This is a genomic window from Paenibacillus apii (assembly GCF_011043685.1).
In the GTDB taxonomy this organism is placed as follows: Bacteria; Bacillota; Bacilli; order Paenibacillales; family Paenibacillaceae; genus Paenibacillus_AQ; species Paenibacillus_AQ sabinae.
On record NZ_JAAKGU010000002.1, the window covers coordinates 331,082 to 357,246 of the forward strand.

A 26,165-nucleotide genomic window follows, 5' to 3' on the forward strand; every position below is an offset into this window, starting at 1 on the left:
CTGCCCGACGTAATCTATTTAGATTACTGACAACACGTATTGCAGGGGATGTATGAGCAGATGAGGTTTTTGGACAACTATCCTAGGGAAGTAAAAGTGTTCCTGGCCGCAAGCTTGATTAACGCGACCGGCAGCGCGCTGATGTGGCCGCTGATTACGATGTATGTGTATGGCGAGCTCGGACGGAGCATGCAGGATGCCGGGCTCGTTATTTTGATTCAGTCGCTAGGCGGGATTGCGGGCCAGCTGCTCGGCGGCTCCCTCTACCATAAAGTCGGGGTGAGCAGGCTGATTGTCGGCGCGCTGGCCATGAATGCGCTGGTTCTGTTCACCTTACCGGCGGCAAGCGCAAGCTGGAGGCTGTTCATTGTCGCGATGGGGCTGGTGGGGCTGTTCAACGCGCTCTCCATGCCCGCAATTCAGGCGTTTATCGGCTTTCGGTTCGCGGAGCGGCGTGCCGAGCTGTTCAATATCGTCTATGTCGCGAACAATATTGGCGTGGCGGCCGGGACGGCGCTGAGCGGATTTCTGGCGGATATCTCCTATATGCTGAGTTTCGTGATGAACGGCGTCTCCTCCGCCGTCTTTGCCGTTTTTTTCTTTGTGTACTTGCGGCAAGTGGGGGGCACGCGGGGAACCGTTTCAGCCGAATCGAAAAAGGCGCAATCCCGGGCCGTTTCGAACTGGAAGCTGATGGGCAATACGCGAATCTATTTGTTTATGGCGCTCGGGTCGCTGTTTCTGCTCATCGGCAACTCCATCTGGAATACGGGAGTGTCGCCGTTCATCATTTCGGAAGGTCTGCCGAAAAAATATTATGGCTTCCTGTGGACGCTTAACGGCATTCTGATCTTCGCCGCCCAGCCGCTTGTCGCCCTGATCAAGCGCTGGTTCGCAGCCGGATCGGCGGCGCAGATGACAGCTAGTGCCGTCTTCTACCTGAGCGGCTACATCGTCATCCTGACGATGCCGAGCTATGCGGGCATGCTCTTCGCCATGCTGCTGACGACGCTGGGCGAAATGCTCATTGCTCCGGCCATGCCGGCGTTTATTTCGGAGCATGCCTCGCATGGCGCTCCGTTCTATCTGGGCCTCACCGGAGGCATCGGGGCGGTAGGACGGGTGCTCGGCCCATTCTTTATGGGCAGCCTGTTTGACGCGGGAGGCCTGGCGCCGACCGCCTGGCTGGCCTGCGGCGTGGCGGTGCTGGCTGTGGGATTTTTCGTGATTCATGCGTACGGCAGCAGACGCGGCGCGCTTTCGGGATCGGCCGAAGCGGTGAAATCGGCTTGACCGGAGCGCTTGGCCTATAAGCTTTAAACCATCGGCGCTTGTCCCATGCGCTGTTTACTTGCAAGGGGGATATGAATATGCTTCACATAGACAAATGTACGCTGTCGATCCGGCTGTCCGAGCTTCGCGACGTTCGCGAGCTGATTATGCTGGATCATCTGATATGGACCGAGGATACGGCCCCGGCGGCGTTGTCGTGGCGGTCGAGCGAGGACTTTTTGCTGCATGCCCCTCCGGGCTCCCAGCTTGTTGCGGTGATAGAGGACGAGCTGTGCGGCTATGTCGGCTTCGGCTGCCCGACCGGAATGAAGAGCAACCGGCATGTCTATGAGATACATATTGCCGTCCATCCCGACCGGCAGCGCTCGGGAATCGGTCGGGACCTGATGGAAGCCGTCAAGGAGCTGGCCGCTGAGCGCGGCATCCGCAAGCTTCGGCTCCGTGTGCTTTCAAGCAATCTTTCGGCTATGGCATTTTACCGGAAATGCGGATTCCTTGAAGAAGGGCGTCTTCGCGAGGAATTTTATCTCGGGGGCCGGTATGTGGACGAGATATTTATGAGCTGTATCCTCCCGCAGGCATCGAACAGACAAGAGGATGAACGGGTCAACGAAGAGTAGACCATGACAGATAATAGCGAACAGAAAGCGGGGTTGGTTCATGAACATCATCTCATTGAACGTGGGAATGCCGGTAACGACTCTTTATAACGGCAAGCCGTTGGAGACGGGCATTTACAAATTTCCTGCGGAAGATCCCGTACGTCTCTCGGCGGACGGGCTGGCCGGCGACGGACAAGCCGATCTGGTCAATCACGGTGGGCCGGACAAGGCCGTCTGCGTGTATCCGTCGGAGCATTATGCCTACTGGGAAGAGTGGCTGGGCAAAAAGCTGGACTGCGCCGCTTTCGGAGAAAATCTGACGACCGCCGGGCTGCTCGAAACGGAAGTCTGCATCGGCGACATTTATGAGATCGGGAACGCGCTCGTACAGGTGAGCCAACCCCGCTATCCCTGCTTCAAGCTCTCGCAAAAGCACGGTCCGGCGGATATGCCCGCGCAGGTGCTGAAGACGGGCTTCAGCGGCTTCTATTTCCGGGTGCTGCGTGAAGGGGAGCTTGCCTCCGGCTCGGCGATCGTGAAGGCCTCCCCCGGGGACGGCGGAGTGACGGTGTCGCGCGTGCTGCAGATGATGGCGTCCGGGCGCAGGGACAAGCGCAGTCTGGAAGAGCTGGTCCGGCTGGAGGCTCTGGCGTCCGGCATCCGGTCGCGGTTCCAGGGGTGGCTGGACGAGGATTAAGAGGGGGCCTTTAGGGGCCCTCTGTTTTTTTGGCAGCGTAAAAAATTACGCGCAGCTACCGCAGGTGACGCCCCCTCCAGTTAAAAAGCTTGGCCGTCTAACAAGCTTCATTTCCGGCCAGCCTCGCTCTTTTTACCGGAGCAGCTTCCACTCGCTCCGCAGCATGCCGTACACGGCATGGTTGACATAGCCGTACGGGAGCTTCTCGGCTTCCCGGATCACGCCCTCCAGCACGAAGCCGAGCCGCTCGGGAATGGCGCGGCTGGAGGCATTGCCCGTGGCGCAGCGGATCTCTACCCGGTTCAGATCCATTTCCAGCAGGGCGTGGTCGATGAACACCCGGCAGGCGCTGGTCATGTAGCCGTTGCCTTCAAAGCTCTCCCCCAGCCAATAGCCAATGCCGACGGACCGGTTGTGCCAGTCGATTTCATGGAAGCCGATGATGCCTGCCATCTGGCCGCTCACCCACAGGCCGGCGGTAAAGCCGCCGTTGTCGCTGCCCTGCCGGATGGCGGTTTTGATAAAGGCCGTCATATGCGACACGTCCGTCACGTTGTCCACCCAGGGCAGCCATTTGCGCAGCCGCTCCCTTGATTGATCCACAAGCGTAAGCAAGGCCCTGGCCTGCTCCACCGCCAGAGGCTTCAGGACCAGCTCATCATCGATTACAAAATGGAACAAGCTGCCGCCTCCTTCAGTTCGATCGCAAGTCTCAAGCGGTGCCGCCTATTTTCGGGATACTCTCCATTCCAGCGCATAGATATCCTCTTCCAGCCCTTGCATCCGCTGCGCCGTCAGTGTGCGGCAGTCGCTCAGCGCCTGGTTGTAGACGGCCGGTCCCAGCTCATTCATAAAAAAGTCCAGCAGGCTGTCCGCCGCAAGGCGCCCGATGCTCTCTCCCCGTTCCAGCTCGAAATAGGACTGGATATGATCAAGCATCGCTTCCCGCTGCTCTTTTGGCAATTTAATCGGTTTCATTGGCTCGCCTCCTCTTGAAACTCATGCTACTCCATGACCCGGCGGGAAGTCAAAGGGAACCGGCGCCTTGGCAGCGTATGCCATTTTATTGAACAATCCCGGCTTAACGGGTATATTAATAGGAAACCTGTTTATACAAGAACAAGGGCAAGAATTCACGAACGAAAGGTTGATTGCTGTGGAGAACCGGGGCACACCCTCCAATTTCATTAAAAATGTCATTACCGAAGATCTCCGCTCTGGCAAAGTAAACGAAATCGTCACCCGGTTCCCTCCGGAACCGAACGGTTATCTGCATATCGGGCACGCCAAGGCGATCTGGATCAATTTCACGCTGGCAGGCGAGTTCGGCGGCAAGACAAACCTGCGGTTTGACGATACGAATCCGCTCAAGGAAGATACGGAGTATGTGAAATCGATCGAGGAAGATGTAAAATGGCTCGGTTACACATGGGAGAACCTGCGCTTCGCCTCGGACTATTTTGAAGAAATGTACGAGCGGGCGGAGCTATTGATTCATAAGGGCAAGGCTTATGTGGACGACCTCAGCGCGGACGAAATTCGCGAGCTTCGCGGCACGCTGACCGAACCGGGCAAGAACAGCCCTTACCGCGACCGCAGCGTGGAAGAGAGTCTGGGTCTGTTCCGCCGCATGCGCGCGGGCGAGTTCAAGGACGGCGAGAAGGTGCTTCGCGCCAAGATCGACATGGCTTCGCCGAACATCAACCTGCGCGATCCGGTCATTTACCGGATTGCCCATGCCCATCACCACAATACGGGCGACAAATGGTGCATCTACCCGATGTACGCCTACGCGCACCCGCTTGAAGACGCCATCGAAGGCGTAACGCATTCCCTCTGTTCCCTGGAGTTTGAGGATCAGCGTCCCTTCTACGACTGGGTCATCGCCGAGTGCGAGATGCCGGCTGCGCCGCATCAATACGAATTCGGCCGCCTGAATCTGGAGCAGACCGTAACGAGCAAGCGGAAGCTGAAGCTGCTCGTTGACGAAGGGCATGTCGACGGCTGGGACGACCCGCGTATGCCGACGATTTCCGGGCTTCGCCGCCGCGGCTACACGCCGGAGGCCATCCGCAGCTTCGTCTACGAGACGGGCATTTCCAAGAGCCAGGGCCTCGTCGATCTGCAAATGCTGGAGCATTTTATCCGCGAGGATCTGAAGCTGAAGGCGCCCCGCACGATGGCGGTGCTCCAACCGCTTAAAGTGGTCATTACGAACTATCCCGAGGGACAGGTTGAATGGCTGGAAGCGGAGAATAACAGCGAGAACGAGGAAATGGGCACCCGGCAAATTCCGTTCTCCCGCGAGATATACATTGAGCGCGACGATTTCATGGAGAATCCGCCCAGCAAATATTTCCGGCTGTTCCCGGGCAATGAAGTGCGCCTGAAGCATGCCTATTTCATCAAGTGCAACGAAGTGATCAAGGATGAGAACGGCGAAGTGACCGAGCTGCACTGTACCTACGATCCGGAGACGAAGAGCGGAAGCGGGTTTACCGGCCGCAAGGTCAAAGGGACGCTGCACTGGGTGGAAGCAAGCCACGCCGCTCCGGCGGAATTCCGCCTGTATGAGCCGCTGATTCTTGCCGAAGAACCGGAAAGCGAAGGGGAAGCCGGGGAGCTGGAAGGCGCGGACAAGCCCGCCCGATCGTTCCTGGATCAACTGAACCCGAAATCGCTGGAAATTCTGCAAGGATTCGTGGAGCCTGAACTCAAGGACAGCAAGCCGCAGGACAAGTTCCAGTTCTTCCGTCACGGTTACTTTAACGTGGACAGCCGGTACTCGGAGCCCGGCAAGCCGGTCTTCAACCTGATCGTTTCGCTCAAAAGCTCCTATCAGCCGCCCAAACAGGGCTAGGCTGAAATCATAAGACAAGAGAAGAAACGGCTGCCGCCCGAAAGCGTGACAGCCGTTTTTTTGCACCTCCAAAGAGCGGAGCCGTTAAATGATAACAGAAAGGAATGAGGGCTCGATGGCTTTTTCGTTGAAAGTGGAGCGGCAGATGAAGGCTTTGCCGGAAGTTCTGTATGAGGCGTGGACCCGGAAGTTCGACCGCTGGTTTGCGGAGCCGGGATCGGTCATTATGGAGGGGGAGGTCAATACCGTATTCTTTTTTGAAACGGTCTCCCGGACCGCACAGGACAGCACCATACGGCGGCATCCCCATTACGGCCGGTTTCTCCGGCTCGAACAAGACCGCCTGGTCGAAATGACATGGGTTACGGGAGAAGGAGGTACGAAGGGAGCCGAGACGGTGGTTACGGCCCAACTGGTTCCCCGGCAAGGCGGCACGCTGCTAAGCCTTACACATTCGGGATTCCCCGACGAGGATTCCAGAGATGCGCATGAACAGGCATGGCCTTTCGTATTGGAGCAGCTGGACAAGCAAATGGCCTGAGAGACTTCATAAAGCGGGCTAAACCCCGTCTTCTTCATGTGCATCCTCGGTCACCTGGTGAGGACGGTAATGATTTCTTCGGACAAACACCCACATGCCTGCGTATCCAATCGCTCCGATCAGCGCAAGAAAGACACAGAATTCGTACATGCTCTGGGCGCCGAGATACTGAAACAGCCATCCGCCGAGGATGCCGCCCATCATTCCCGAAATTCCGCTCCAGGACAGCGTATAAAGAGCTTGTGCCGAGGAGCGGTACGGCCGGGGGATGAGCAGCATCGTCAGCTCGGTCCCGACATAAAAGAAGCCGCCGAACGTTATCGAATGCAAAATCTGGATGAACGCCACCTCAAGCGGCGTCGTTGACTGCGCCATCAGCCACCACCGCAGCGCGAACAAGAGACTGACCAGCGCCAGCCAGCCGATGAGCACGGAGATTTTACGCCGCAGGTAGCGGTCGCAGAGCATGAAGACGCCTACTTCAACGATGGAGGAAAGGAATACTGCAAGCCCGACCATCGTCTTGGAGCCCCCCATATCGTTGATATACAGCGACATGAACGTATTATTCACCGTGTTGGGGATCGATACCAGAATGCCGAAAAAGATAAAGAACAAAAAGTAAGGATTCTTAAACAGCACGTGAAAGCCCCGAAGCGGCATCGGCGCAATCCCGATGGAATGACGAAGCTTGGGCAGAGTTGCGAGCGAGACGATGGACAAGCCAAGCAGGACCGCGAACAGGTAGGACAGCACGGAGACGCCGCCGTAATCTATGATAGGGCCAGCGGCTATAGCTGTCAGCGCCCAGCCAAGCGAGCCCCACAGGCGAAAGGAGCCAAAGCGCTGTTCCGACCCGTAAATATAGCTCAAGACCAGGGTGTTGCTCTGCGCAAACAGCGGAGTCTGGCAGAAAAAGTACAGGATGATCGCCGCATAGATCGTTTCATATGTATTGGCCTGAAAGATGAGCTGGGAGAACAGAAGCGTCCCCGCCAGCATCAGCAGGACGATAACCCGGATATTCGGATAACGTCCGGCCCATAGCCCCCAGAACGGGTTGGCGAAGATCGAGACGAAGGGGCCGATCGACATCAGCACACCGATTTCCAGCTTGTTCATCCCTACGTCCTGTAAATAAAGCTGAAAAAAGCTCGTAAACAAAACCATGGTTCCGTATACGAAAAAGTTAAACCATTTTAAAGATGTGAAGGTATATGGTTTTTCACTATTATCCTGCAAGTTGGATGCTCTCCTCCCGCAAATGCTGTACATGTTGAACTAGAGCCGCCATAGCCGCTAATATCACTGTAACATTAGTTGAAAAGGGATACAAACCAGCTTTTTCTGCTTTTTCCAAATGCGCGGCTTTTCTAGGAGGGGATTACCTTTTATGAAAAATAATTTTGGCGAAGGAGGTCAGATGAAGATGAAAATTGCCGGTATCCTCATCGCCGGAGGCCGTTCCAGACGGATGGGCGCCGACAAAGCGCTGCTTAAGTACGGCGGTATCCCGGCCATTGCCCGCGTGGCCGCCGCCCTCGGGGAAGTCGCGGACCCGGTGACGGTTGCCTGCGGAGAGAAGGAGCGGGAGGACTTCCGTTTCCTGCAGCTTCCGCAGGCTGCCGACCGTTTTCCCGGCTGCGGCCCGCTGGCAGGGATTCATGCGGGCATGAGCGCGGCGCCTTCGGATTGGTATTTTGCCGCCCCCTGTGATTTGCCGTTTGTTTCGGCGGCGTTTATGCGGTACATTCTGGACGCTTGGGAGCGGAGCGGCAGGCGGGTTGCGGCCGTACCGGTCTCGCGTTCGGGCAAAGTCCAGCCGCTGCTCGGGCTCTACCATAAGGATGCCCTTCCGAAACTGGAAATCGCCTTGTCCGAGGGGAAATTGAAGGTTATGGATTGGCTGGCCGGCCTCGACGTGCTGTATGTGCCGGAAGAGGGCTTTGCAGGACACTTGGAAGGAGCCCCTTCTCCGCTGCTCAATGTGAACACTCCGGAGGAGTACCGGGCCGCCGCAGAGTGGCGAGTTTAACTGGAGTTTAACTTCCGGGCGTATTTTGTCATTATAATCCAGACAAGAAGGGAAGGACCTTTAATGACGAACGCAACGAAGATGAAGGGAAAGAACCTCCGTTCATTTCTCCAATTGCTCAAAGAAACGAAACCGCCGTATGCCCTGCTGGCCCTGGCAATTACGCTAAGCGTCATTTCCACGCTGGTGTCCCTCGTCATTCCGATGTTCACCAAAGGGCTGGTTGACGGCTTCTCGCTGTCTTCCATAAGCCGTCTTCAGATCGCCGGAATCGCCGGCGCTTTCGTCGCCCAGACCATTGCCGCGGGCGTATCCGTCTATCTGCTGAATTATGCAGGCCAGAAAATGGTTGCCAGCCTGAGGGAGCGCCTGTGGCGCAAGCTGCTGCTGCTGCCAGTCTCCTATTATAACGACATCCGGACGGGCGAAAGCGTCAGCCGCATGACAAGCGACACAGGCATTATCAAGACGCTGGTAGCGGAGAATGTCTCGAGCCTGTTCACAGGCATCATTTCCATTGCAGGTTCGATCTCGGTGCTCTTTTATCTGAATTGGAAAATGACGCTGGTTCTGTTCACTGTGCTGCCTCTTTCGGCGCTCGTTCTTGTTCCGCTCGGCCGGATGATGTACAAGATTTCCAAGGGCATGCAGGATGAGACAGCTTCCTTTACGGCGGTGCTCAGCGGCGTGCTGTCGGAAATCCGGCTCGTCAAAGCGTCCGGAGCGGAACGCCGGGAATACGAATCCGGCAAGAAAGTCATTCTGAACCTGCTCTCCTACGGCATTCGCGAGGGCAAGGCCAGCGCATGGATCACTCCGCTTGTCTCGCTCATATTTATGATGCTGCTGGTGGTCATTATCGGCTACGGCGGACTGCAGGTGTCCAGCGGAGCGCTGACGGCGGGAGAGTTGGTTGCTTTTATCCTATATTTGATTCAGATCATTATGCCGCTGACCCAACTGACCACCTTCTTCACCCAAATTCAGAAGTCTATGGGCGCTTCGGAGCGGCTGATGGAGATGCTGATGCATGAAGAAGAGAAGTACGAGGGGGAAGAGATGGCGGACGGCGGAAACCTGCCGATTATGCTGGATAATGTCACCTTCGGGTACAAAAAAGGCGAGCCCGTGCTGAGCAAAGTCAGCTGCTCCATTACGCCGGGCGAGGTGACGGCGATTGTCGGACCAAGCGGCGGCGGCAAGACGACGCTGTTCTCCCTGCTTGAGCGCTTCTATGAGCCGCAGGAAGGCGTGATCCGGCTAGGAGGCAAGCCGATTTCCGATTTCTCGCTGTCCTCCTGGCGTGGGGGAATCGGCTATGTCTCCCAGGAAAGCCCTCTGCTGGCCGGAACCATTGCCGATAATCTCCGCTACGGTCTGGACCGGGAGGTCGATATGGCGGAAATGCGGCAGGCGGCGGCGATGGCGTATGCCGATACCTTCATCGATGAGCTGCCGGATGGTTACGACACCGAAGTTGGCGAGCGTGGCGTGAAGCTGTCCGGCGGACAGCGGCAGCGGATTGCGATTGCCCGGGCGCTGCTGAGAGATCCGAAAATCCTGATGCTGGACGAAGCAACCTCAAGTCTGGACAGCAAATCAGAAGCGGTCGTGCAGAAGGCGCTGTCCAATCTGATGAAGGGGCGGACGACCATCGTTATCGCGCACCGGTTGTCCACGGTGGTGAACGCCGATCAGATTCTTTTTATGGAAAAGGGCGAGATTACCGGCAGAGGAAGACACGAAGAACTGCTGCGGGAGCATAGCCTCTACCGCGAATTTGCGCAGCAGCAGCTTCAAACGGCTGATACGGAATCACGGGAACACGGCGAAGGAAAGGAGATTACCGAATATGGCCAAAATACTGGTGGTGGACGACGACCCGCACATCCGCGAGTTGGTAGCCGTATTTTTGAAAGCTGAAGGCATAGAAGTGTATGAGGCTTCCGATGGGAAAGAAGCACTGGAGTTTCTCGGGGATCATACCGCAGACATGGTAATTCTCGATATCATGATGCCGAACATGGACGGCTGGCAGCTCTGCCGCGAACTAAGAAAGGATTACGATTTTCCGCTGCTTATGCTCACGGCCAAAGGCGAAACTTCGCAGATTGTGAAGGGGTTTGAGCTGGGAACCGACGATTATCTCGTCAAACCATTTGAGCCGCCCGTATTGACAGCCCGCGTAAAGGCGCTGCTGAAACGGTATCAGATTTCCTCCGCCCAAAGCGTAACCGTCGGCAGGCTGAAGATGAACCGGAAAACGTATGAAATCCATTCGGATGACGGCGTTCTGACGCTGCCCCTTAAAGAGTACGAGCTGCTGTTCAGGCTGGCGAGCTACCCCAGACAGACCCTGCCGCGCGAGCGGTTGATCGAGGAGATCTGGGGCTATGACTTCGAAGGCAATGAACGCACGCTGGATGTGCATATCAATCGGCTGCGTGAACGATTCCCGAGCGAGAGGTACGGATTCGCCATCCGCACCGTGCGCGGTCTCGGCTACCGGCTGGAGGGTGCGGAATGAGGCGGCAGCGAGCGTCAGAGCGGACGGTTCCGGAGCGTGCAGCCCGGAATCGTCGTCCGCGCCGGGAGCGGTCCCGGCAGCCGGCCGGAGGGCGCGGGCAGAAGCGGCTGGGGAGAGCCGTCCGGGGATTGCTCGGAATGCTGGCTGGTTTTTCGCTCCTCATCATCTCGTGGACGGCTTCCTACTTTATTTTGAGCATGCTGTTCAAAAGGTTTGGCAGTCCGTCATCCGTCTATGTATCGCAGCTGCTGGGTATGCTGCTCGGATTTCTTATTCTGTTCTGCATTGGCGGACTGATCTCCCTGATAACGCACGGGAAGCAGAACAAGTTTTATACTCCGATTCTGAATGCCGTCCGGCGGATTTCCAAAGGGGATTTTACGGCCAAGGTGGAGGATGTCGAACGCTATGGCCGAATGGGCGAGCTCGTGGAAGGAATCAATGAAATGGCCAGCGAGCTGAGCCGGATGGAGACGATGCGGCAGGACTTCATCTCGAATGTGTCGCATGAGATTCAGTCGCCGCTCACTTCCATCCGGGGCTTCGCCCGCGCGCTGCGCCGCGAAGATCTCAGCCGGGAGACCCGGGAGCACTACTTGGATATTATCGAGGCGGAGAGCGCCCGGCTCTCGGGCTTAAGTGACAGTCTGCTCAAGCTGTCGGTGCTGGAGTCGGGGAACTTTCCGTTCGAAGCGAAGCCTTTCCGTTTGGATAGACAGCTAAGTAACATCATCCTGGCCTGTGAGCCACAGTGGATGGGGAAAGGGATCGAAATGGAGGCGGAGCTTGCCGAAACGACGGTGACGGCTGTCGAAGATCTGCTCACCCAAGTCTGGACCAATCTGCTGCATAACAGCATCAAGTTTACTCCGGCGGGCGGGACGATCGCCATTGCCGCGCGTCCTCTAAATGGGGGAGCCGAGGTCATAATCTCCGATACCGGTACGGGTATTGAAGGGGAAGACCTGCCCCGCATCTTCGAACGGTTCTATAAGGCGGACAAGGCGAGAAGCGCGGGCGCCGGGGGCAGCGGGCTGGGACTGTCGCTCGTGAAAAAGATCGTCGACCTGCATCAGGGGGAGGTCCGCGCGGAGAGCCGTCTCGGCGAAGGAACGGCGTTCGTTGTGACGCTGCCCGGCCCGCCGGATAAGCAGCCGACATAGCGCGATTAAGACTTTGTCGGTGACGGCGTTAGAAGACCGAACGGCTCGTGGGCTGTCCGGCTTGGCGGGTCCGCCTGTCAGGACAGCCGGTCCATCCGGCGGATCAGCTCCGCCAGCTTGGCGATTCCCCGTTCCAGTTCGGACGGGGACGCATATGAGTAGGACAGGCGGAGATGCCTTTCATCGGACCGGTCGTACAGATCGCCGGTGTTCAGCAGCAGGCCTTCCGCAAGCGCTGCGCGGAACAGCTTCGGCAGCGGCACCGGCCGGTTCAGCCGCAGCCATACATAGAAGCCGCCCGCAGGCTTGCTCCAGGCTGCAAGCCCCTCACAATGCCGCTCCAGCAGCTCCAGCATCAGATCGCGCCGCCGTCGCATCGCGAGGCGCAGGGTGCTGCAATGCCGCTCGTGGCAGCCGTCCTCCAGCCACTTGGCCGCCGCCAGCTGCGAGAGGGAGCTGGCCCCGTAGTCGGTCTGCATTTTGATATCGGCCAGCCGCCGGATCACCTGCTCGGGACCGGCAACCCATCCGATACGCAGGCCGGGACTCGCCGATTTGGACAGGGTGCCAAGGTGCAGAACGCTGCCGCTTTGGTCCATAGCCTTGAGCGGCGGAGGAGGGGGCGCATCCAGCCACAGGTCCTGGTAAGCTCCGTCTTCAAGGATCGGCAATCCCAGCGCTGCCGTCTTCTCCATCAGCTCCCGCCTCCGCTCCGCATCCATGAGGATGCCCGTCGGATTATGGAAGGCGGGGATCGTGTACAGCAGCGCCGCCTTGGTTCGAACGGCGGCGTTCTCCAGCCCTTCTGTCATCAGGCCCCGCCCGTCCATGGGCAGGCCGCACAGCTTGACTCCCGCCGACTGGAAAGAATGAATCGAGTACAAATAGGAGGGCTTCTCCAGCAGAACAGTTGATCCCTTGGGCAGAAGGCCAAGGGAAATCAGCTGAAAGCCTTGAAGCGCCCCGGAAAGAATCAGAATCGAGGAGGGGTCGGCCTGTATCCCGCTTCGGCCCAGCTCCGCGCTAAGCGCCCGCCGAAGCCGCAGGCTGCCGAGCGGCTCCTCGTACGCCAGCGGCAGCTCACCGCGCGCAAGTTCGGCCAGAATGTCGCGCATCTGCTCACCCGGCAGCAGCTCGGGGGCGAGCTCTCCGGTCCCGAGCCGAACCAGCTCCGGCTGAAATTCCAGGCGGTTGATCGCCTGAACGGCCGGAAGATTGGGATAGTGGATGCCTTCCTCCACATAATCATTCCAGCTTCCCGCCGTTCCCCGGTTTGCTTTCGCCGCCGCTACCCGAGTGCCTCCTCCATGTCTTCCTTCGATGAGCCCGAGCTCGGTTAGCTGGCCGAGCGCCGCAACAACCGTGCTCCGGTTGACGTCAAGCTGCCGGGCCAGCTCGCGCTGCGGCGGGAGCTTCATCCCTGCGGGCCAGTTGCCGCCGGTGATCTTGGCGCGGAAATATCCGGCGATTTGCGCGTAGAGCGGCAGCGGCGATAACGGGTCGGGACGCCAGTCCACCATAGCCATGCCGGCGCTGTGCCGCATGGGAATCCCTCCTTTTTGCCTAAAAAGTCTTGGGCCTGCTTACTTCATTAAGAAACGGTTGTCTTCCCCCTGCCGGGAGGTGCAGCTGTTTCTTTTTCGTGCGGTCTATGGATTTTAGTATAGCATGCGAAGGGGAGGCGTTTCCTTTGGTTGGGCTTTCCGCCACGCTTTTGGATGGTCCCGGAAGCGCGAAAAGGCTGTACGATCATAAAGGACAAAAAAAGCCGCGGCGCTTATGGCCGCGGCGTAAACAGCCGGGAGGGACAACACTTGGTGGACGTTATTATTCATGGGGTTATTTTGGCCGTTGGCCTTATTCTGCCGCTTGGGGCGCAGAATATTTTTGTGTTCAACCAGGGGGCGCTGCAGCCCCGATATATTGGCGCCCTGCCCGTCGTGGTCACGGCGGCGCTGTGCGACACGCTGCTGATCTTCGCTGCCGTAGGGGGAGTATCCCTGGCGGTGCTGTCGCTCCATTGGCTCACCCCTTTCATTTACGGGGCGGGGGCCGTCTTTTTGATCATGATGGGCCGGAAAATTCTGCGGGAGAGCCACGCTGGCGAACAGGCAGCTGTTCTTCCGGTGAGGGAACAGGTAGGCTATGCGCTGTCGGTGTCGCTGCTGAACCCGCATGCACTGATGGACACAGTGGGCGTAATCGGAACAAGCTCCCTGCAGTATGGAGCCGCCGACCGCTGGACGTTCGCCGCCGCGGCCGCCGGGGTATCGTGGCTGTGGTTCATGGGCCTGTCCGCCGGCGGCAGGGCGCTCGGCAAGGCCGATCCTTCCGGACGGCTGGTGCGGCTGCTGAACATATTTTCGGCGCTGCTTCTCTGGGGAATGGCAGGCTATATGGTCTGGCAGCTGTGGGCCGCGCTTACGGTTTAACCGCCGATTTGCGACATGCGGCGGGTTGTAGGCGTGTGGCTCTGGGCTTTTTTCTCCAGCGCCAGCGCCATTTCGTGGGTTTTGGGCTTGTTCCCCAGCGCCTTGCGGAATAAAGCGCGCACCGCTTCCGGGTCTCCCGCCAGCGGACGCACGTTATATTCGTCGGACCAATACAGACAAGCCTTGATGTGCCCGTCGGCCGTAAGGCGCAGCCGGTTGCAGTTATCGCAAAAATGCTCGCTAACCGGATGAATCAGACCGAATGTGCCTTTGGCGCCGATGACGCGTCTGTCCTGGGAAGGGCCGTTCCCGGCGGGAGGGTGAGCTTCCTCGGTTTCCCATCCGGCCTCGTGGCAGGCTTCGAGCACTCTTTCCAGCGGCAGATAGGTCTGACGCCAGGCGTCGGTTGCGCTGCCGATCGGCATATATTCGATAAACCGCACATTCAGCGGACTATTCAGGGTAAGAGCGATAAAATCCTTGATCTCGTCGTCGTTAATGCCTTTCATGAGGACGACGTTAAGCTTGATGGGCGAGAGACCCGCGGCCTCGGCCGCCTCGATTCCCTTCAGCACCTTGGCGACTTCTCCGCCGCGCGTAATCATGGAGAACCGGTCCTGCCGCAAGGAATCTATGCTGATGTTCACCCTCGACAGGCCGGCGGCTTTCAGCGCGGCCGCTTTGGCGGGCAGCAGCAGGCCGTTGGTGGTGAGCGACAGATCCTCGATGCCCGGAATGGAGGACAGCATGGCGACCAGGCGCTCCAGATCCTTGCGGACCAGCGGCTCGCCGCCGGTAAGGCGCACCTTGCGCAGCCCGGCGGGGGCCAGCGCCTTCACGACGGAGGCGATTTCCTCATAGCTCATGATCTCGTCATGCGGCTGAAATACCATGCCTTCCGCGGGCATGCAATAGATACAACGCAGATTGCAGCGGTCCGTAACCGAAATACGCATATAATCATGAACGCGCCCAAAAGGGTCGGTCAGCAGTTCCATTATGAGTTGTCCCCTTTCGTTGCACGGTGATTTTATTTCAAATTTTAAAGAATGATAACAGTTGCGTCAATCTTGGACTTTTGACGCTTCTCTATATATTATCACGACTATCCCAAGTCCAGCCAAGCTGGGAATTTAAATTTGACAGTAATGCGACAAATGAAGGAAATCCGCCATAAATTGCTCACGAAAAGCGTTTTCATTATGGGCTATAATGAAACCATCAAACCGTGATAACTTTTAATTATCGGAAGAACGTAGTAAAATGTGGTAGGTTCGCGGCACGGCCCGTACGATTTTCCCGGGGTGCACGCTCTATTCACAAAGCAGAGAAAGACAACAATAAGTCCGTAAGGAGCAGCCTCCGGGCTGTACGGTACGGATCAACCTTACAAGGGGGATTTACTAATGCATATGACCGTTCCTTCCCTGGAAGTTTCGGAAGCCTTCAAACGTTGGCTGGGAAGCAGGGGGTTCATATACCAGCTGTTTACTGATTTTTTCGGAAGAAAACCGACCCTGTCGCTGATCGCTCAGTGGGGCCGGAATCGCCAGATCGGCGCGGCGGCCGAGATGTCCGAAGGGGGACGTGAGCTGAAGCGCTATTTGTGCGGCCAGAAACCGGAGGATCTTCTTCAGGTCTGCGAGGCGGAAGCTGCGGAATACGACCGGCTGATGCGCGACGAAACCGTGGCCGGCTTTAAGCCAAGAGAAGCGGCCCTTCTCGGAGAAGCGGAGGAGTTCTGCAACGTGCTTTCCGACGTGTATGCCTCCGCAGGCATCGTGTTCAAAAAATGCGGCGACGAGGCCGATGATCACATTGCTATCGAGCTGGAGTTCATGGCCGTGCAGCACGAGCGGATGCTGTTCAACAGTTTTTCCGCCAAGAGCGCTATGGAACTGCTGGACATCCAGGAGCAATTTTTGCGGGAGCATCTGCTGCTCTGGATTCCGGAATTCTGCGAAAGACTGGAGGCGGCGACGAACAGTCCGCTGTACCTGGGATTGTCCCGGATGCTGAAGGAGTTTCTGCCCTACGACCTTCATATGCTGCAGTCCTGGAGAGCTTCGCTGGAGAGCGCCCCTGCTGTGATACAGCACCGCCCCTCAGTCGTGGTTGTTTAAGAACAAGATGCCCGGAAATCCGGGCGTTTTTTTATTTTCCCCCGAGTTGTAGTAGTGAGGTCATTTCGTGAATAGGCTCTTTCGGTTCCCTTCCAGCTTGTCTGATGTCAGGTGAATGATTAATTCCTCGATGGCCGATAGGCTGGCCGCAGCACACAGGATACTCATCAGCACCGCTGAATGAATATAGGGGAGTGGGAAGGGGAACAGAAACAGCAGCATGCCGGTGATTTTATTCCCGTAGGTGTGGAGGATGGAAAAGGTGTTATATTTTTTCAGCGCAACGGCCATCGATGCCATTCGGACCAGTCCAATGCACATCACCCAAACGATGATTTCGGCCGGAGGATCGACGACGGGATACAGAATAATGAATAGTACGCCTGTCATGGTGAGGTCGGCCAGGGAATCAAGCTTTTCGCCGAGTCTGCTCGTTGTCCCTGTCTTTCGGGCAATCCATCCGTCTACCATATCGCTCAGACCGCAAACCGCATATATGACGTAAAAGGCTGCGCTCAGCGGCTTAACTGCAAGCAAAATCAAAACCAAAATCATTCGGCTGCACGATATCCCATTTGGAATCATTTTCATCACGTCACCTCGCTCAATTTATGACAGGCCATCCTTCATTTCAGAGCCGTTAACACCTAGCTGTTGTAGGAACAAGTTTCTCAGATTCATCCGATGTTTAAAAATGATATTTCTCTCAAGGCTTTGACCGCGATCATCCTTACGGATTTTGCTGTTTTGGGCGGCCCGGAGCTATACGGGAATCCCTGGGAGAAGGTGTATAATAGACTCATGTAACAGGGAGGAGGATGGACATGGGGCTATTCGTCGGGCTGGATATCGGCACTACAAGCGCAAAGGTGCTTCTGTACGAAAGACATGGCAAAATCCGCGGGCAGGGCAAGGCGACCTACACGCTTCTTGTTCCCGAGCCGGGAAGGGCGGAGCAGCGGCCGGAGGAGATTATGGATGCCGTTGCTCTGGCGTTCCGCCGGGCAATGGCAAGCGGCGGGGTCAGGCCGGAGGACATCGAGGCTGTGGGGGTCAGCGCGGCCATGCACAGTCTGATGGCGGTGGACAAGGATGGCACGCCGCTGACGCCGCTGCTCACCTGGGCGGATAACCGCAGCGTCACCCAGCTGGCCGAATTGAAGCGCAGCGGAGCGACCGCAGAATTGTATGCGCTGACAGGCACCCCGGCCCATCCCATGTCGCCGCTCGGCAAGCTGCTGTGGTGGAAGGAGAACATGCCGGAGCTGTTCGAAACGGCGGCAAGATTCATCTCCATCAAAGAGTACCTCTTATACCGGTGTTTTGGCGTGTACGCGCTGGATGTGTCGACGGCGGCGGCCACCGGGCTGCTCGATATCTCCGGGCGGGGCTGGTCTGATCAAGCGCTGGAGCTGGCCGAAATCGGAAAAGAGCGCCTCGGCGAGCTTGTGCCGGTCACCGAGGTACTGCGGGGAATGAAGCCCGATATGGCGGAGGCCTTCGGCTTGTCGCCCGGCACCAAGTGGGTAGTCGGAGCAAGCGACGGCGCACTCGCGAACATCGGCTCCGGCGCGGCCAGTCCCGGAAGCACCGCCGTTACGATCGATGGGGGCGGCGCGGTCCGGCGGTTCGTGACCCGGCCGATGACAGACCCGGAGGGGCGGATGTTCTGCTACCCGTTCAGCGAAGACCGCTGGCTGATCGGCGGCCCGACCAGCAGCGGCGGTATCGCCCTGCGCTGGTTCAATGAGCAGTTCATGGGCGGCGCCCTGCCCGGCCCTTCGCTAAGGGATGCCGTCCGGGCGCACCCGGAGAGACGGCAGCGGCGGGGAAGACATCATGCCGCTATCGAACCGGGGCAGCCCGGCTATCTCTCGCTCGACGAGTTGATTGACCTGGCGATGACGGTGCCGCCCGGCGCAGGCGGCGTGCTGTTCCTTCCTTACCTGAGCGGAGAACGCGCTCCCTATTGGAACCCGGATGCCCGCGGCGTATTTGCCGGCGCGGGCCTGCACCACGGACGGCAGCATTTCGTCCGGGCCGTGCTGGAAGGGGTGCTGTTCGCGGTGAACGATGTGACGGAGACGCTCAGCGGGCTGGCCGGTCCGCCGGAGCGGATGCTCGCTTCGGGCGGGTTCGCCTCGTCCGCGGTCTGGACGGGGCTGCTCTCCGATATTACGGGCCTGCGGATCGACGTCCCTGGCAGCTATGAAGCCTCCGCTTTCGGCGCGGCGCTTCTGGCGATGTTAGCGACGGGAGCACTGGATTCGCTGGATGAAGCCGACGACCGCGTCGGCATCCTGCGGAGCCACGCTCCAAGCGATGCGAACCGCGCCGTCTATGAGAAGCTGTACCCGCTGTTCAAGGACGTCTACCGGCGTCTGGAGCCGGTGTTTCCGGAACTTATGTCCATGCAGGGCAAGGTTTAGCGTTTGAAATAAAGAAGCCATCCAACACTGGGTCAGTGTCGGGTGGCTTCTTGCTCTTTTCCGGAATGGCGAGCTAGCCGGGCGCTTTCTTCAATCCTACGGCGAATTACAGGTTACAGTTTTGTCGTAATCTCCCTTTTGCAGAGGATAGTTGTAGGAAGAAAGTCATCTTTCATGTAAAATGTAGAATGGTATTCCATAGCTGTTATGATTAATTGTAGAGGTAAGGTGCCGATGAGAAGAGGAATACAGTCAACGATCATCATAGGAGCTTTGCTCGCCTTTTACTATTTTGGCTTCGGCATTTTCGGAAGCACCGGCGGGACGATTATCAGTATTTTTTCCACGCTGACGGTCGTATCGATCGGACTCGCCATCTTTATGGAGAACCGCAACCCGTCGTCGACGATGGCGTGGATTCTTCTGCTTGCGCTCATTCCGGTCGTAGGGCTCGTGTTCTATTTTCTGTTCGGGCAAAATGTCTTCAAACGCCGCAAATACGACAAAAAAGCCCAGCACGACCTGATGGCCTATGAGCGGATTGAGAACGACGCCCTGCGCCTGCATCAGGATTGGTCGATGTTCAATTCCACTCAGCGCAAGCTGCTGGGCCTGTCCCAGCGTCTGGCGCGTTCACCAATCTCCTTCTCTTCGGAGACGCGGGTGCTGACCAATGGCGAGGAGACGTTCGGAACGCTCCTGATGGAGCTGCGCCAGGCGAAGCACCATATCCATATGGAGTATTATATTTTTCGCGCTGATGAAATCGGGACAAGAATTCAGCAGATCCTGATTGAAAAAGCCCGCGCCGGCGTCAAGGTCCGCTTCATGTATGACGCCGTGGGCAGCATGCAGCTGTCTCAGAGCTTCCTGAAGGCGATGAGCGACGCGGGGGTGAAGGTTGCGGCGTACGGCAGGTCCAAGAGCTTTTTCTCCAGCAGGGTCAACTACCGGAATCACCGCAAAATCGTGGTCATCGACGGCGATGTCGGCTTTATGGGTGGGCTTAATGTTGGAGATGAGTATTTGAGCCGCAGCAAAACGTACGGCTTCTGGCGCGACACGCATATGCTGGTGCGGGGTGAGGCGGTGCGGACGATGCAGATTATTTTTCTGCTGGACTGGATGCATACGACCGGCGAGCGGATTCTGGAGCAAGACTATTTATCGCCGCAGCTTCGCTATACGGGGGATGGCGGCGCGGTCCAGATTATCGCAAGCGGCCCGGATAACGAGAGGCGGACCCTCAAAAATATTTTCTTCTCGATGATCACCTCGGCCAAGAAGTCGGTGTGGATTGCGACGCCGTATTTTATCCCTGACGAGGACATATACACGGCGCTGGAGGTGGCCGCTCTATCGGGATTGGATGTACGCCTGCTATTCCCGGCCAAGCCTGACAAGTGGCTGCCGTTTCTCGCATCCCATTCCTATTTCCCGGCTTTGCTGGAAGCTGGCGTCAAAATTTTCGAGTATGAAAAAGGGTTTATTCATTCCAAGCTGCTTATCATAGACGGCGAAATCGCCACCATCGGTACCGCCAATATGGACATGCGCAGCTTCCATCTGAACTTCGAGGTCAATGCGCTGCTGCTGCAGACCGATAGCGTCAAGCGCATAGTTGCCGATTTTGAACGGGATTTGCTGTCCACCTCGCAGATTATCCACGAGAAATTTATGGAAAAGCGTCTGCTGGAGCGTCTGCTGGAGTCGGCGGCCAGGCTGCTGTCGCCGCTGCTGTAAAGCGCGGCATATCATTCTTCCGTTGACAAGCAGCGCCGTGACCGCAAAATAGCTCAGTACGTCGTCAAGCCCAATACGTTCTGAATGCGCATGATAGCGTATTTCAGCCAGGTGAGTTTACCCTGGTAGCTTGCCGGGTGACTGTACTCGGCTCCTTGATTGTTCCACAGCCGATTGAAATAGGAGTCAAGCTGGCGGTAAATCGGCTGATCGCGGTCAAAAGCGGCCCAAAGATCATTCTCAAGATTATAATCGGCCAGATTGCGGGGCGTAAAATTGGCGGAGCCCGCCATTGCGATTGATTTGCCGCCTGGTTTATCCACAAAGAGCAGTTTGGTATGGTATTGCTCTTTGCTCGTGTTATACCAGCGGATGGAGATTTTGCCTCCCGACCGGCGGTTCAGCTCCAGAGCAACGGGGCGGTTCGGAATGCCAATTTTGCTGCGGCCAAAAGCGTTCTCGTTCGGGTCCAGCAGAAGCCGCACGGTTGCGCCGCGTTTCGAGGCTTTTACCAGTTCGTCTATGATGGCGTCGTCGGCGAGATAGAACATGCCCATCCATACAGTGTCGCCCTCAACCGCCCCGCGGATAGCCTGGAGCGCATATTTGTATATTTTCCCCTCCGTTAGATACCGGATGTCCACCGGACCATCGCCGTCAGCCGGAGACTGCGGAAAGGAGGGCGGCGCCTTCAGCAGCGGACCCGCTCCCGATAAATCGGCCGCGGCCTGCTCCGTCCGCACAATATCCGCGATGACAGCTCCCTGCACCTCAAACGCGATATTGGAATTATAGGCGCTTGCGTCGTGTACATTGGCGGAAGTGATCAGCGCGGTCTGCTCGCTGACGATGACTTTTCGATGATTGGCCTTGACGTTCAGCAGCTTGAGATAGGACCTTACGGTAATGTCGGGTCCGCCGCTCGCCATCAGATTGGGAACCCAGCCCTCACCGGATTGCCCGAACCACTGGATGAATGTGCGCCACACGGCGGAGTAGGCGGGGGTCGAATCCCGTAAAGGATCGACATTGGTAACGATGACATTAATGCCCGCCTGCTTCATCTGTTCGAGCAGGGCATTGGGGGCGGAGCCGTAATTCGTATTCACTTCGTCCGTAATGAACGCGATGTCCATGCTGGGGTATTTCGTTTTGTGGGCAATCAGCTTATCGGCGAGGGTACGGCTTACCGGAGGAAACTGCTGTCCTTTATGCGTATAATTGTTGAACAGGAACATATCGACAATCAGGAACTGTCTGGATTCGTCGACGATTTGCAGCATTCTCGGTAAAATGCCGCTCTCCTGCCTGCCTTTCGCACTGCCATCGGGATAAGTCAGATCATACAATAAGGTTAAATTCTTCACACGGTACACAGGGCTTTCGAATGGCAGGCCGGGAGGCAGCGGCTTGTGCGTATGATAGATTATAACGCCGATCAGCCATAGAAGAAGAACGGTAATAGCGGCCAATGGCCATTTAAGAGGGCGTCTTAAGAAATGTCCGGAACGGTTCCGTTTGGGAGCGCGATGCGGCAAGGCTGCGGGCGGACTATTGTTTATCGGATGCATATTGGAGCGGCGGCTTGGGTTCATCGAAGGTTCCTCCTGAAAAAAGGTGCTCAGTGTCTGTCCGTTTCGTCCTGCTATTTATTATTACCGCCAGGAGGAAACCGGTGAAGCAGCAGGACCGGCATTTGGAACTGCCGCTTCTGCCGCCAGCCACCCGATCATCCTCTAAAAATTGTCTGATCCGGGTGAAGTTGCGGATGATGCAGTCATTTCACATATATGGTTGTGCTATACTATGACAGCAGGAACAAAAAATTGATGAAAGGCCAAGAGCCGATTAATATGAACAATGAACATATACCGGAAGGAACTACCGGAGGGCGCAAGATTGAGCATGTGCGCCTTTGCCTGACCGAAGACGTTGCGGGGCAGGGCATAACCACCGGCTTCGAGCATTACCGGTTCCGGCATAAGGCGCTGCCGGAGCTGAATTTTGACGATATTACGCTAAGCACCTCATTTCTCGGCCGGAGTCTGCGCACGCCGCTGCTGATCAGCTCGATGACCGGCGGCAGCGCCGCGACCGGCGGAATCAATGCGCGGCTGGCCGAGGCCGCCCAGGAACGCGGCTGGTCGCTGGGCGTCGGCTCTGTCCGGGCGGCGGTGGAGCGGCCGGAGCTTGCCGCTACGTTCCGGGTGCGGGACCGGGCGCCGGATGTTCCGGTCATCGCGAACCTCGGAGCGGTGCAGCTCTCTTACGGCTTCGGCGTGGACGACTGCCGCCGGGCAGTGGAAATCGCCGGGGCCGACTGGCTGGTGCTGCATTTAAACGGCCTCCAGGAGGTGTTCCAGCCGGAGGGCAATACCGGCTTCGGCTCGCTCCTGCCGAAGGTTGAACGTTTATGCCGCAGCCTGGACGTCCCGGTCGGCATCAAGGAGGTCGGCTGGGGCATCGACGGCGAGACGGCGGTCAGGCTTTACAGCGCTGGCGCCGCCTTCATTGACGTGGCGGGGGCCGGAGGAACGTCCTGGAGCCAGGTCGAGAAATTCCGCAGCGCCGATCCGGTGAAGCGCCGCGCAGCCGAAGCGTTCGCGGACTGGGGCATTCCGACCGCCGACTGCATAGCCGACGTGCGTGCCGCGTCGCCGGAGGGCGCGCTGATCGGCAGCGGAGGCCTCCGCAGCGGCGTCGATGCCGCCAAGGCGCTGGCGCTCGGCGCGGACCTGGCCGGGTTCGGCCGGAATTTGCTCGGCCCGGCGGTAGAATCGACGGAGGCGCTGGAAGCTGCGCTTGCGCAGACCGAGCTTGAGCTGCGGACGGCGATGTTCGGCATCGGCGTTTCCTCCGTGGCGGAACTGCGCGGAACGCCGCGGCTCGTGCGCATTTAAATACCGAAATAAGGAAGGTCTAATCATAATGATCAAACTGGTTCAAATGGACGAAGCGACGTTTCAATTTTTCATGAGTCAATCGACCAGCGACTATGCCGAGGAGAAGGTGAAATCGGGAGCCTGGGAACCGGATAACGCGATGAAGCAGTCCAAGGAGGCGATGACGCGCTTTTTGCCCCGCGGGCTGCATACCGAAGGCGCTTATCTGTACTCTGTGGTGGAAGAAGAGGGCGATACTCATGTCGGGTATATTTGGTTCAACGTGACCGAGGGCCGGATCGGCCGGGAGGCTTTTATCTATGACATCTATATTTATGAGCCTTTCCAGGGCAAGGGCTATGGCAAGCAGGCTATGCAGGCGCTCGACGAAGAGGCCCGGAAGATGAATGTCCGCAAAATCGGGCTGCATGTGTTCGGCCAGAACCAGCGCGCATTCGAGCTGTACAAAAAAATGGGCTACGGCGTAACCGACATTACGATGTCCAAAGAGCTTTAAATACATGATTCGCCGCACTCGGCGCTGCTGTTTATCAACTGGAAGTCTGCCCGAGGCGGTTGCCGCCCAAAGGATGGATGCGATAGGATCTCCAAGTGGAGGTCCTTTTTTATTAGGCCATGATGCCGCTTTCACCCAAAGAGGGGTTATCCCGATAAAGTAATACAGCTATAGGCTATGAGATTTTTCCTTTTTTAGGAAAATATTAGAAATTATAATAAGTGGATACGATGTCCAAGCAGGATATGGCAAGCGAAGGGAAGGTCTTGGAATGATTGGGATGCAACGAAAAAAGTCAATCCTCACAGCGGCTCTAACGTTTCTGTTGTCGGCTGGACTGCTGGCGGGCTGCAGCGGAGGAAATCCTTCATCGGCGAAAGCGAATGTCGTATCCGCATCTCCCTCTCCGGTTCCGTCAGATGCGAAAGCGGAAACTGCGACAGCAAATCCGGAGCCACGAGCAAGTAACGAGAAGTCCGCAACATTAACTGAGATTCAGAAGTTCCAGGAATTCGATTATATGTATAACGTTCTTAAGGACAACTATCCTTTTTTCGGTGTAAACGAGCGGCTGCATGGGGTGGATTGGCTGGCCAACAAGGAGAAGTACCGCCGTCTAATCACGGACACGGCGACCGACGAGGAGTTTGCCGAAGAGTTGATGTATATTCTGCTTCAGCTGCATAACGGACATACACAAATGGTGAGGCTGCAGGATTATTTTTATATGAAGGGTATTTATGAAACGGCTCCATACTTTCGTCCTTGGCTGGAACAGATGCAGAAGCCGGCCGTACTTAAACGCTACGGGCAGGAGAATTCCGGTCAGCAGACCCATGTGGGGGGCGCGGCTGCGGAAGCGGACAGCACAAATACGCTTGGCGAAATCTCGCGAGTTAATATCCGGTCACAAATTCTGGAAGAAGGCCGAACAGCCTACCTTGGCCTGCCCAGCTTCGGCATGGAATATATCGAGCTTGATGAACCCGCTATCGGCGAATTTTTACAGAAGGTGAAGAATTATAAAACGCTGATCATCGATATCAGAGGCAACGGAGGAGGCTCCGACGCTTATTGGATGGAATTCGTCCCGATGTTGATTTCCAAGCCTATTTCCAGTAATAGCCACCTCCTGTATAGGGGAGGCGATTATGCTGTGCCATTTCTGGAATCAAGAGGCATGTCGGATGTTCACCCAATTTCCTTATTGAAGGAACAGCATTTGCCTAATTTGCCCGCCGAAGCATTGTCCGATTTTAAAAATTATCAAGTAGACACTCTAAAGTTATCTCCGAATAGTTCTGTGGGATTCAAAGGGAAGGTCTATCTGCTGGTGGATCAGGCTGTTTATTCATCGGCGGAAAAGTTTGCTGCGTTTGCCAAAAGCACAGGCTTTGCCACCTTGGTAGGGGAACGTACCGGCGGTGATGGACTGGGGATGGACCCTCTTGTCGTCGCGCTGCCCAATAGCGGCTATGTGTTCCGGTTCTCCCTTCAGATGGGCTTGAATTCGGACGGCTCCTGTAATGATGAGGTGAAGACCTTGCCGGATTACGCTGTCGATCCCGTCAAAACGAAATATTTAATGGACGATCCGGCCATAAAAAAAGTACTGGAACTTGCCGGATCATAGCTTTTGAAGCTGATCCGGTTTTTTTTGGAGGTATGCCATCTAAAGTTCAAATGCAGCATATTTCCGCTCCAAACCCCGCTTTCATCGCTCGGTATAGCGCTTGTACAAGGGAGCAGCGGGAGGTATTTTAAGAGTTCTTAAATACGGTGTCCTCTCAACGAGGACGTTTTTAGGGCGGTGTCTTTTAAAAGGAGGACATGGGCAATAGACTGACACTTCCGCAGCGAGATTCAATATATTGATGGTAGTAAGCTAATTTACTCAATATATAGGCGAAATTCTGCATCAAGGCCGTTGCGCCGCGTATATGCCGATTTTGTAGGAGTGTCCACGCTTTGAAAGACATTTTACTGATAAGTCTGCGTGGTAAAGACATAAGCTGTGATGAATAAGAAACGTTCGGCGCTGCTGCCAGAAGAAAAACATGCTTCAGGGTGAAGGATCTTCGGCGATTGGATGCGGCTAGTCCGTTATTTTGATGCGAGGGTTCGTTTCACCGGGTTTAAGGTCGTGATCTCAGTGTGAAGGCTGTAGTTGGACATCAGCGGAGTATAGCGCATCGCAGCATGAATTACGAATGGTTTGTTGTTCGGGTGCGAACGGCTCCTTGTACCGGGCGGCTGCTCTTTTTCCCGTCTCCCTCTTAAGTCTCCGGTATTGCTGGGGCGTTTGTTCTAATATATAATAG

General features: G+C 56.7%; 23 protein-coding genes. 16 read left to right on the forward strand and 7 right to left on the reverse strand.

Going from position 1 to position 26,165, the window contains the following annotated elements; all coding sequences use genetic code 11:
* Positions 1-60 precede the first annotated feature (60 nt).
* The 3 genes from G5B47_RS07405 to G5B47_RS07415 all read left to right on the forward strand — a co-directional run bounded on the left by G5B47_RS07405 (position 61) and on the right by G5B47_RS07415 (position 2,592).
* A complete protein-coding gene (locus G5B47_RS07405) occupies positions 61-1,293 on the forward strand; it encodes an MFS transporter (protein WP_165096216.1) in 1,233 nt (410 codons plus the stop codon).
* Positions 1,294-1,370: 77 nt separating this feature from the next.
* Positions 1,371-1,913 carry a GNAT family N-acetyltransferase gene (locus tag G5B47_RS07410; RefSeq protein WP_165096219.1) on the forward strand — a complete coding sequence of 181 codons (543 nt, stop codon included), beginning with the start codon at positions 1,371-1,373 and terminating at the stop codon, positions 1,911-1,913.
* A 40-nt stretch (positions 1,914-1,953) separates the two neighbouring features.
* Complete coding sequence (locus G5B47_RS07415) at positions 1,954-2,592, forward strand: MOSC domain-containing protein (RefSeq protein ID WP_165096221.1); 639 nt, start codon at positions 1,954-1,956, stop codon at positions 2,590-2,592.
* Between the two features lie 132 nt (positions 2,593-2,724).
* Here G5B47_RS07415 and G5B47_RS07420 read toward each other — a convergent pair whose 3' ends face one another.
* A complete protein-coding gene (locus tag G5B47_RS07420; RefSeq protein WP_165096224.1) occupies positions 2,725-3,273 on the reverse strand; it encodes a GNAT family N-acetyltransferase in 549 nt (182 codons plus the stop codon).
* A gap of 45 nt (positions 3,274-3,318) precedes the next feature.
* Positions 3,319-3,570: a DUF2164 domain-containing protein gene (locus tag G5B47_RS07425; protein ID WP_025336868.1), complete on the reverse strand. Its 252-nt coding sequence runs from the start codon at positions 3,568-3,570 to the stop codon at positions 3,319-3,321.
* Between the two features lie 178 nt (positions 3,571-3,748).
* Between G5B47_RS07425 and G5B47_RS07430 the strand changes: the two genes are divergently transcribed.
* Both G5B47_RS07430 and G5B47_RS07435 read left to right on the forward strand, forming a co-directional pair.
* The gene (locus tag G5B47_RS07430; protein ID WP_165096227.1) at positions 3,749-5,452 is read left to right on the forward strand and encodes a glutamine--tRNA ligase/YqeY domain fusion protein; all 1,704 of its coding nucleotides are present in this window, start codon (positions 3,749-3,751) and stop codon (positions 5,450-5,452) included.
* 88 nt (positions 5,453-5,540) lie between these two features.
* Positions 5,541-5,993, forward strand: a complete 453-nt coding sequence (locus G5B47_RS07435) for an SRPBCC family protein (protein ID WP_235949760.1) — start codon at positions 5,541-5,543, stop codon at positions 5,991-5,993.
* A gap of 18 nt (positions 5,994-6,011) precedes the next feature.
* Here G5B47_RS07435 and G5B47_RS07440 read toward each other — a convergent pair whose 3' ends face one another.
* Positions 6,012-7,268, reverse strand: a complete 1,257-nt coding sequence (locus G5B47_RS07440; protein WP_165096229.1) for an MFS transporter — start codon at positions 7,266-7,268, stop codon at positions 6,012-6,014.
* 118 nt (positions 7,269-7,386) lie between these two features.
* On the opposite strand from G5B47_RS07440, the gene mobA reads away from it, so the two are divergent.
* The 4 genes from mobA to G5B47_RS07460 all read left to right on the forward strand — a co-directional run bounded on the left by mobA (position 7,387) and on the right by G5B47_RS07460 (position 11,718).
* On the forward strand, positions 7,387-8,028 hold the full coding sequence (mobA, locus tag G5B47_RS07445; protein WP_165096232.1) for a molybdenum cofactor guanylyltransferase: 642 nt from the start codon (positions 7,387-7,389) through the stop codon (positions 8,026-8,028).
* Between the two features lie 63 nt (positions 8,029-8,091).
* The gene (locus G5B47_RS07450) at positions 8,092-9,951 is read left to right on the forward strand and encodes an ABC transporter ATP-binding protein (RefSeq protein ID WP_165096235.1); all 1,860 of its coding nucleotides are present in this window, start codon (positions 8,092-8,094) and stop codon (positions 9,949-9,951) included.
* On the forward strand, positions 9,881-10,555 hold the full coding sequence (locus tag G5B47_RS07455; RefSeq protein WP_165096237.1) for a response regulator transcription factor: 675 nt from the start codon (positions 9,881-9,883) through the stop codon (positions 10,553-10,555). The genes G5B47_RS07450 and G5B47_RS07455 overlap by 71 nt, the downstream gene beginning before the upstream one ends.
* Entirely contained in the window at positions 10,552-11,718 is a 1,167-nt protein-coding gene (locus G5B47_RS07460; protein ID WP_165096240.1) for a sensor histidine kinase, read from the forward strand. The genes G5B47_RS07455 and G5B47_RS07460 overlap by 4 nt, the downstream gene beginning before the upstream one ends.
* A gap of 77 nt (positions 11,719-11,795) precedes the next feature.
* Here the strand turns inward: G5B47_RS07460 and G5B47_RS07465 are convergent, their stop codons facing one another.
* On the reverse strand, positions 11,796-13,244 hold the full coding sequence (locus tag G5B47_RS07465) for an aminotransferase-like domain-containing protein (RefSeq protein WP_165096678.1): 1,449 nt from the start codon (positions 13,242-13,244) through the stop codon (positions 11,796-11,798).
* A gap of 291 nt (positions 13,245-13,535) precedes the next feature.
* Here G5B47_RS07465 and G5B47_RS07470 point away from each other — a divergent pair, with 291 nt between their 5' ends.
* Positions 13,536-14,150 (forward strand): LysE/ArgO family amino acid transporter, encoded by a 615-nt coding sequence (locus G5B47_RS07470; protein ID WP_328804487.1) that lies wholly within the window; start codon positions 13,536-13,538, stop codon positions 14,148-14,150.
* On the opposite strand, the gene moaA is transcribed toward G5B47_RS07470, so the two are convergent.
* Positions 14,147-15,151 carry a GTP 3',8-cyclase MoaA gene (gene moaA / locus G5B47_RS07475; RefSeq protein WP_165096681.1) on the reverse strand — a complete coding sequence of 335 codons (1,005 nt, stop codon included), beginning with the start codon at positions 15,149-15,151 and terminating at the stop codon, positions 14,147-14,149. The genes G5B47_RS07470 and moaA overlap by 4 nt on opposite strands.
* A 405-nt stretch (positions 15,152-15,556) precedes the next feature.
* Between moaA and G5B47_RS07480 the strand changes: the two genes are divergently transcribed.
* Complete coding sequence (locus tag G5B47_RS07480) at positions 15,557-16,273, forward strand: TorD/DmsD family molecular chaperone (protein WP_165096245.1); 717 nt, start codon at positions 15,557-15,559, stop codon at positions 16,271-16,273.
* Between the two features lie 60 nt (positions 16,274-16,333).
* On the opposite strand, the gene G5B47_RS07485 is transcribed toward G5B47_RS07480, so the two are convergent.
* The gene (locus G5B47_RS07485) at positions 16,334-16,864 is read right to left on the reverse strand and encodes a CDP-alcohol phosphatidyltransferase family protein (RefSeq protein ID WP_165096247.1); all 531 of its coding nucleotides are present in this window, start codon (positions 16,862-16,864) and stop codon (positions 16,334-16,336) included.
* A gap of 233 nt (positions 16,865-17,097) precedes the next feature.
* Here G5B47_RS07485 and G5B47_RS07490 point away from each other — a divergent pair, with 233 nt between their 5' ends.
* Together G5B47_RS07490 and cls are read left to right on the forward strand one after the other, a co-directional pair.
* The gene (locus G5B47_RS07490) at positions 17,098-18,702 is read left to right on the forward strand and encodes a gluconokinase (RefSeq protein WP_235949764.1); all 1,605 of its coding nucleotides are present in this window, start codon (positions 17,098-17,100) and stop codon (positions 18,700-18,702) included.
* 234 nt (positions 18,703-18,936) lie between these two features.
* Positions 18,937-20,445 carry a cardiolipin synthase gene (gene cls / locus G5B47_RS07495; protein WP_165096253.1) on the forward strand — a complete coding sequence of 503 codons (1,509 nt, stop codon included), beginning with the start codon at positions 18,937-18,939 and terminating at the stop codon, positions 20,443-20,445.
* Positions 20,446-20,498: 53 nt separating this feature from the next.
* On the opposite strand, the gene G5B47_RS07500 is transcribed toward cls, so the two are convergent.
* Positions 20,499-22,040 carry a phospholipase D family protein gene (locus tag G5B47_RS07500; RefSeq protein ID WP_235949765.1) on the reverse strand — a complete coding sequence of 514 codons (1,542 nt, stop codon included), beginning with the start codon at positions 22,038-22,040 and terminating at the stop codon, positions 20,499-20,501.
* 258 nt (positions 22,041-22,298) lie between these two features.
* Here G5B47_RS07500 and fni point away from each other — a divergent pair, with 258 nt between their 5' ends.
* From fni to G5B47_RS07515, 3 genes are all read left to right on the forward strand, one after another.
* On the forward strand, positions 22,299-23,345 hold the full coding sequence (gene fni / locus G5B47_RS07505; protein WP_235949766.1) for a type 2 isopentenyl-diphosphate Delta-isomerase: 1,047 nt from the start codon (positions 22,299-22,301) through the stop codon (positions 23,343-23,345).
* 28 nt (positions 23,346-23,373) lie between these two features.
* Complete coding sequence (locus G5B47_RS07510) at positions 23,374-23,844, forward strand: GNAT family N-acetyltransferase (protein WP_235957110.1); 471 nt, start codon at positions 23,374-23,376, stop codon at positions 23,842-23,844.
* A 271-nt stretch (positions 23,845-24,115) separates the two neighbouring features.
* On the forward strand, positions 24,116-25,477 hold the full coding sequence (locus tag G5B47_RS07515; protein WP_165096256.1) for a S41 family peptidase: 1,362 nt from the start codon (positions 24,116-24,118) through the stop codon (positions 25,475-25,477).
* The last annotated feature ends 688 nt before the right edge of the window (positions 25,478-26,165 follow it).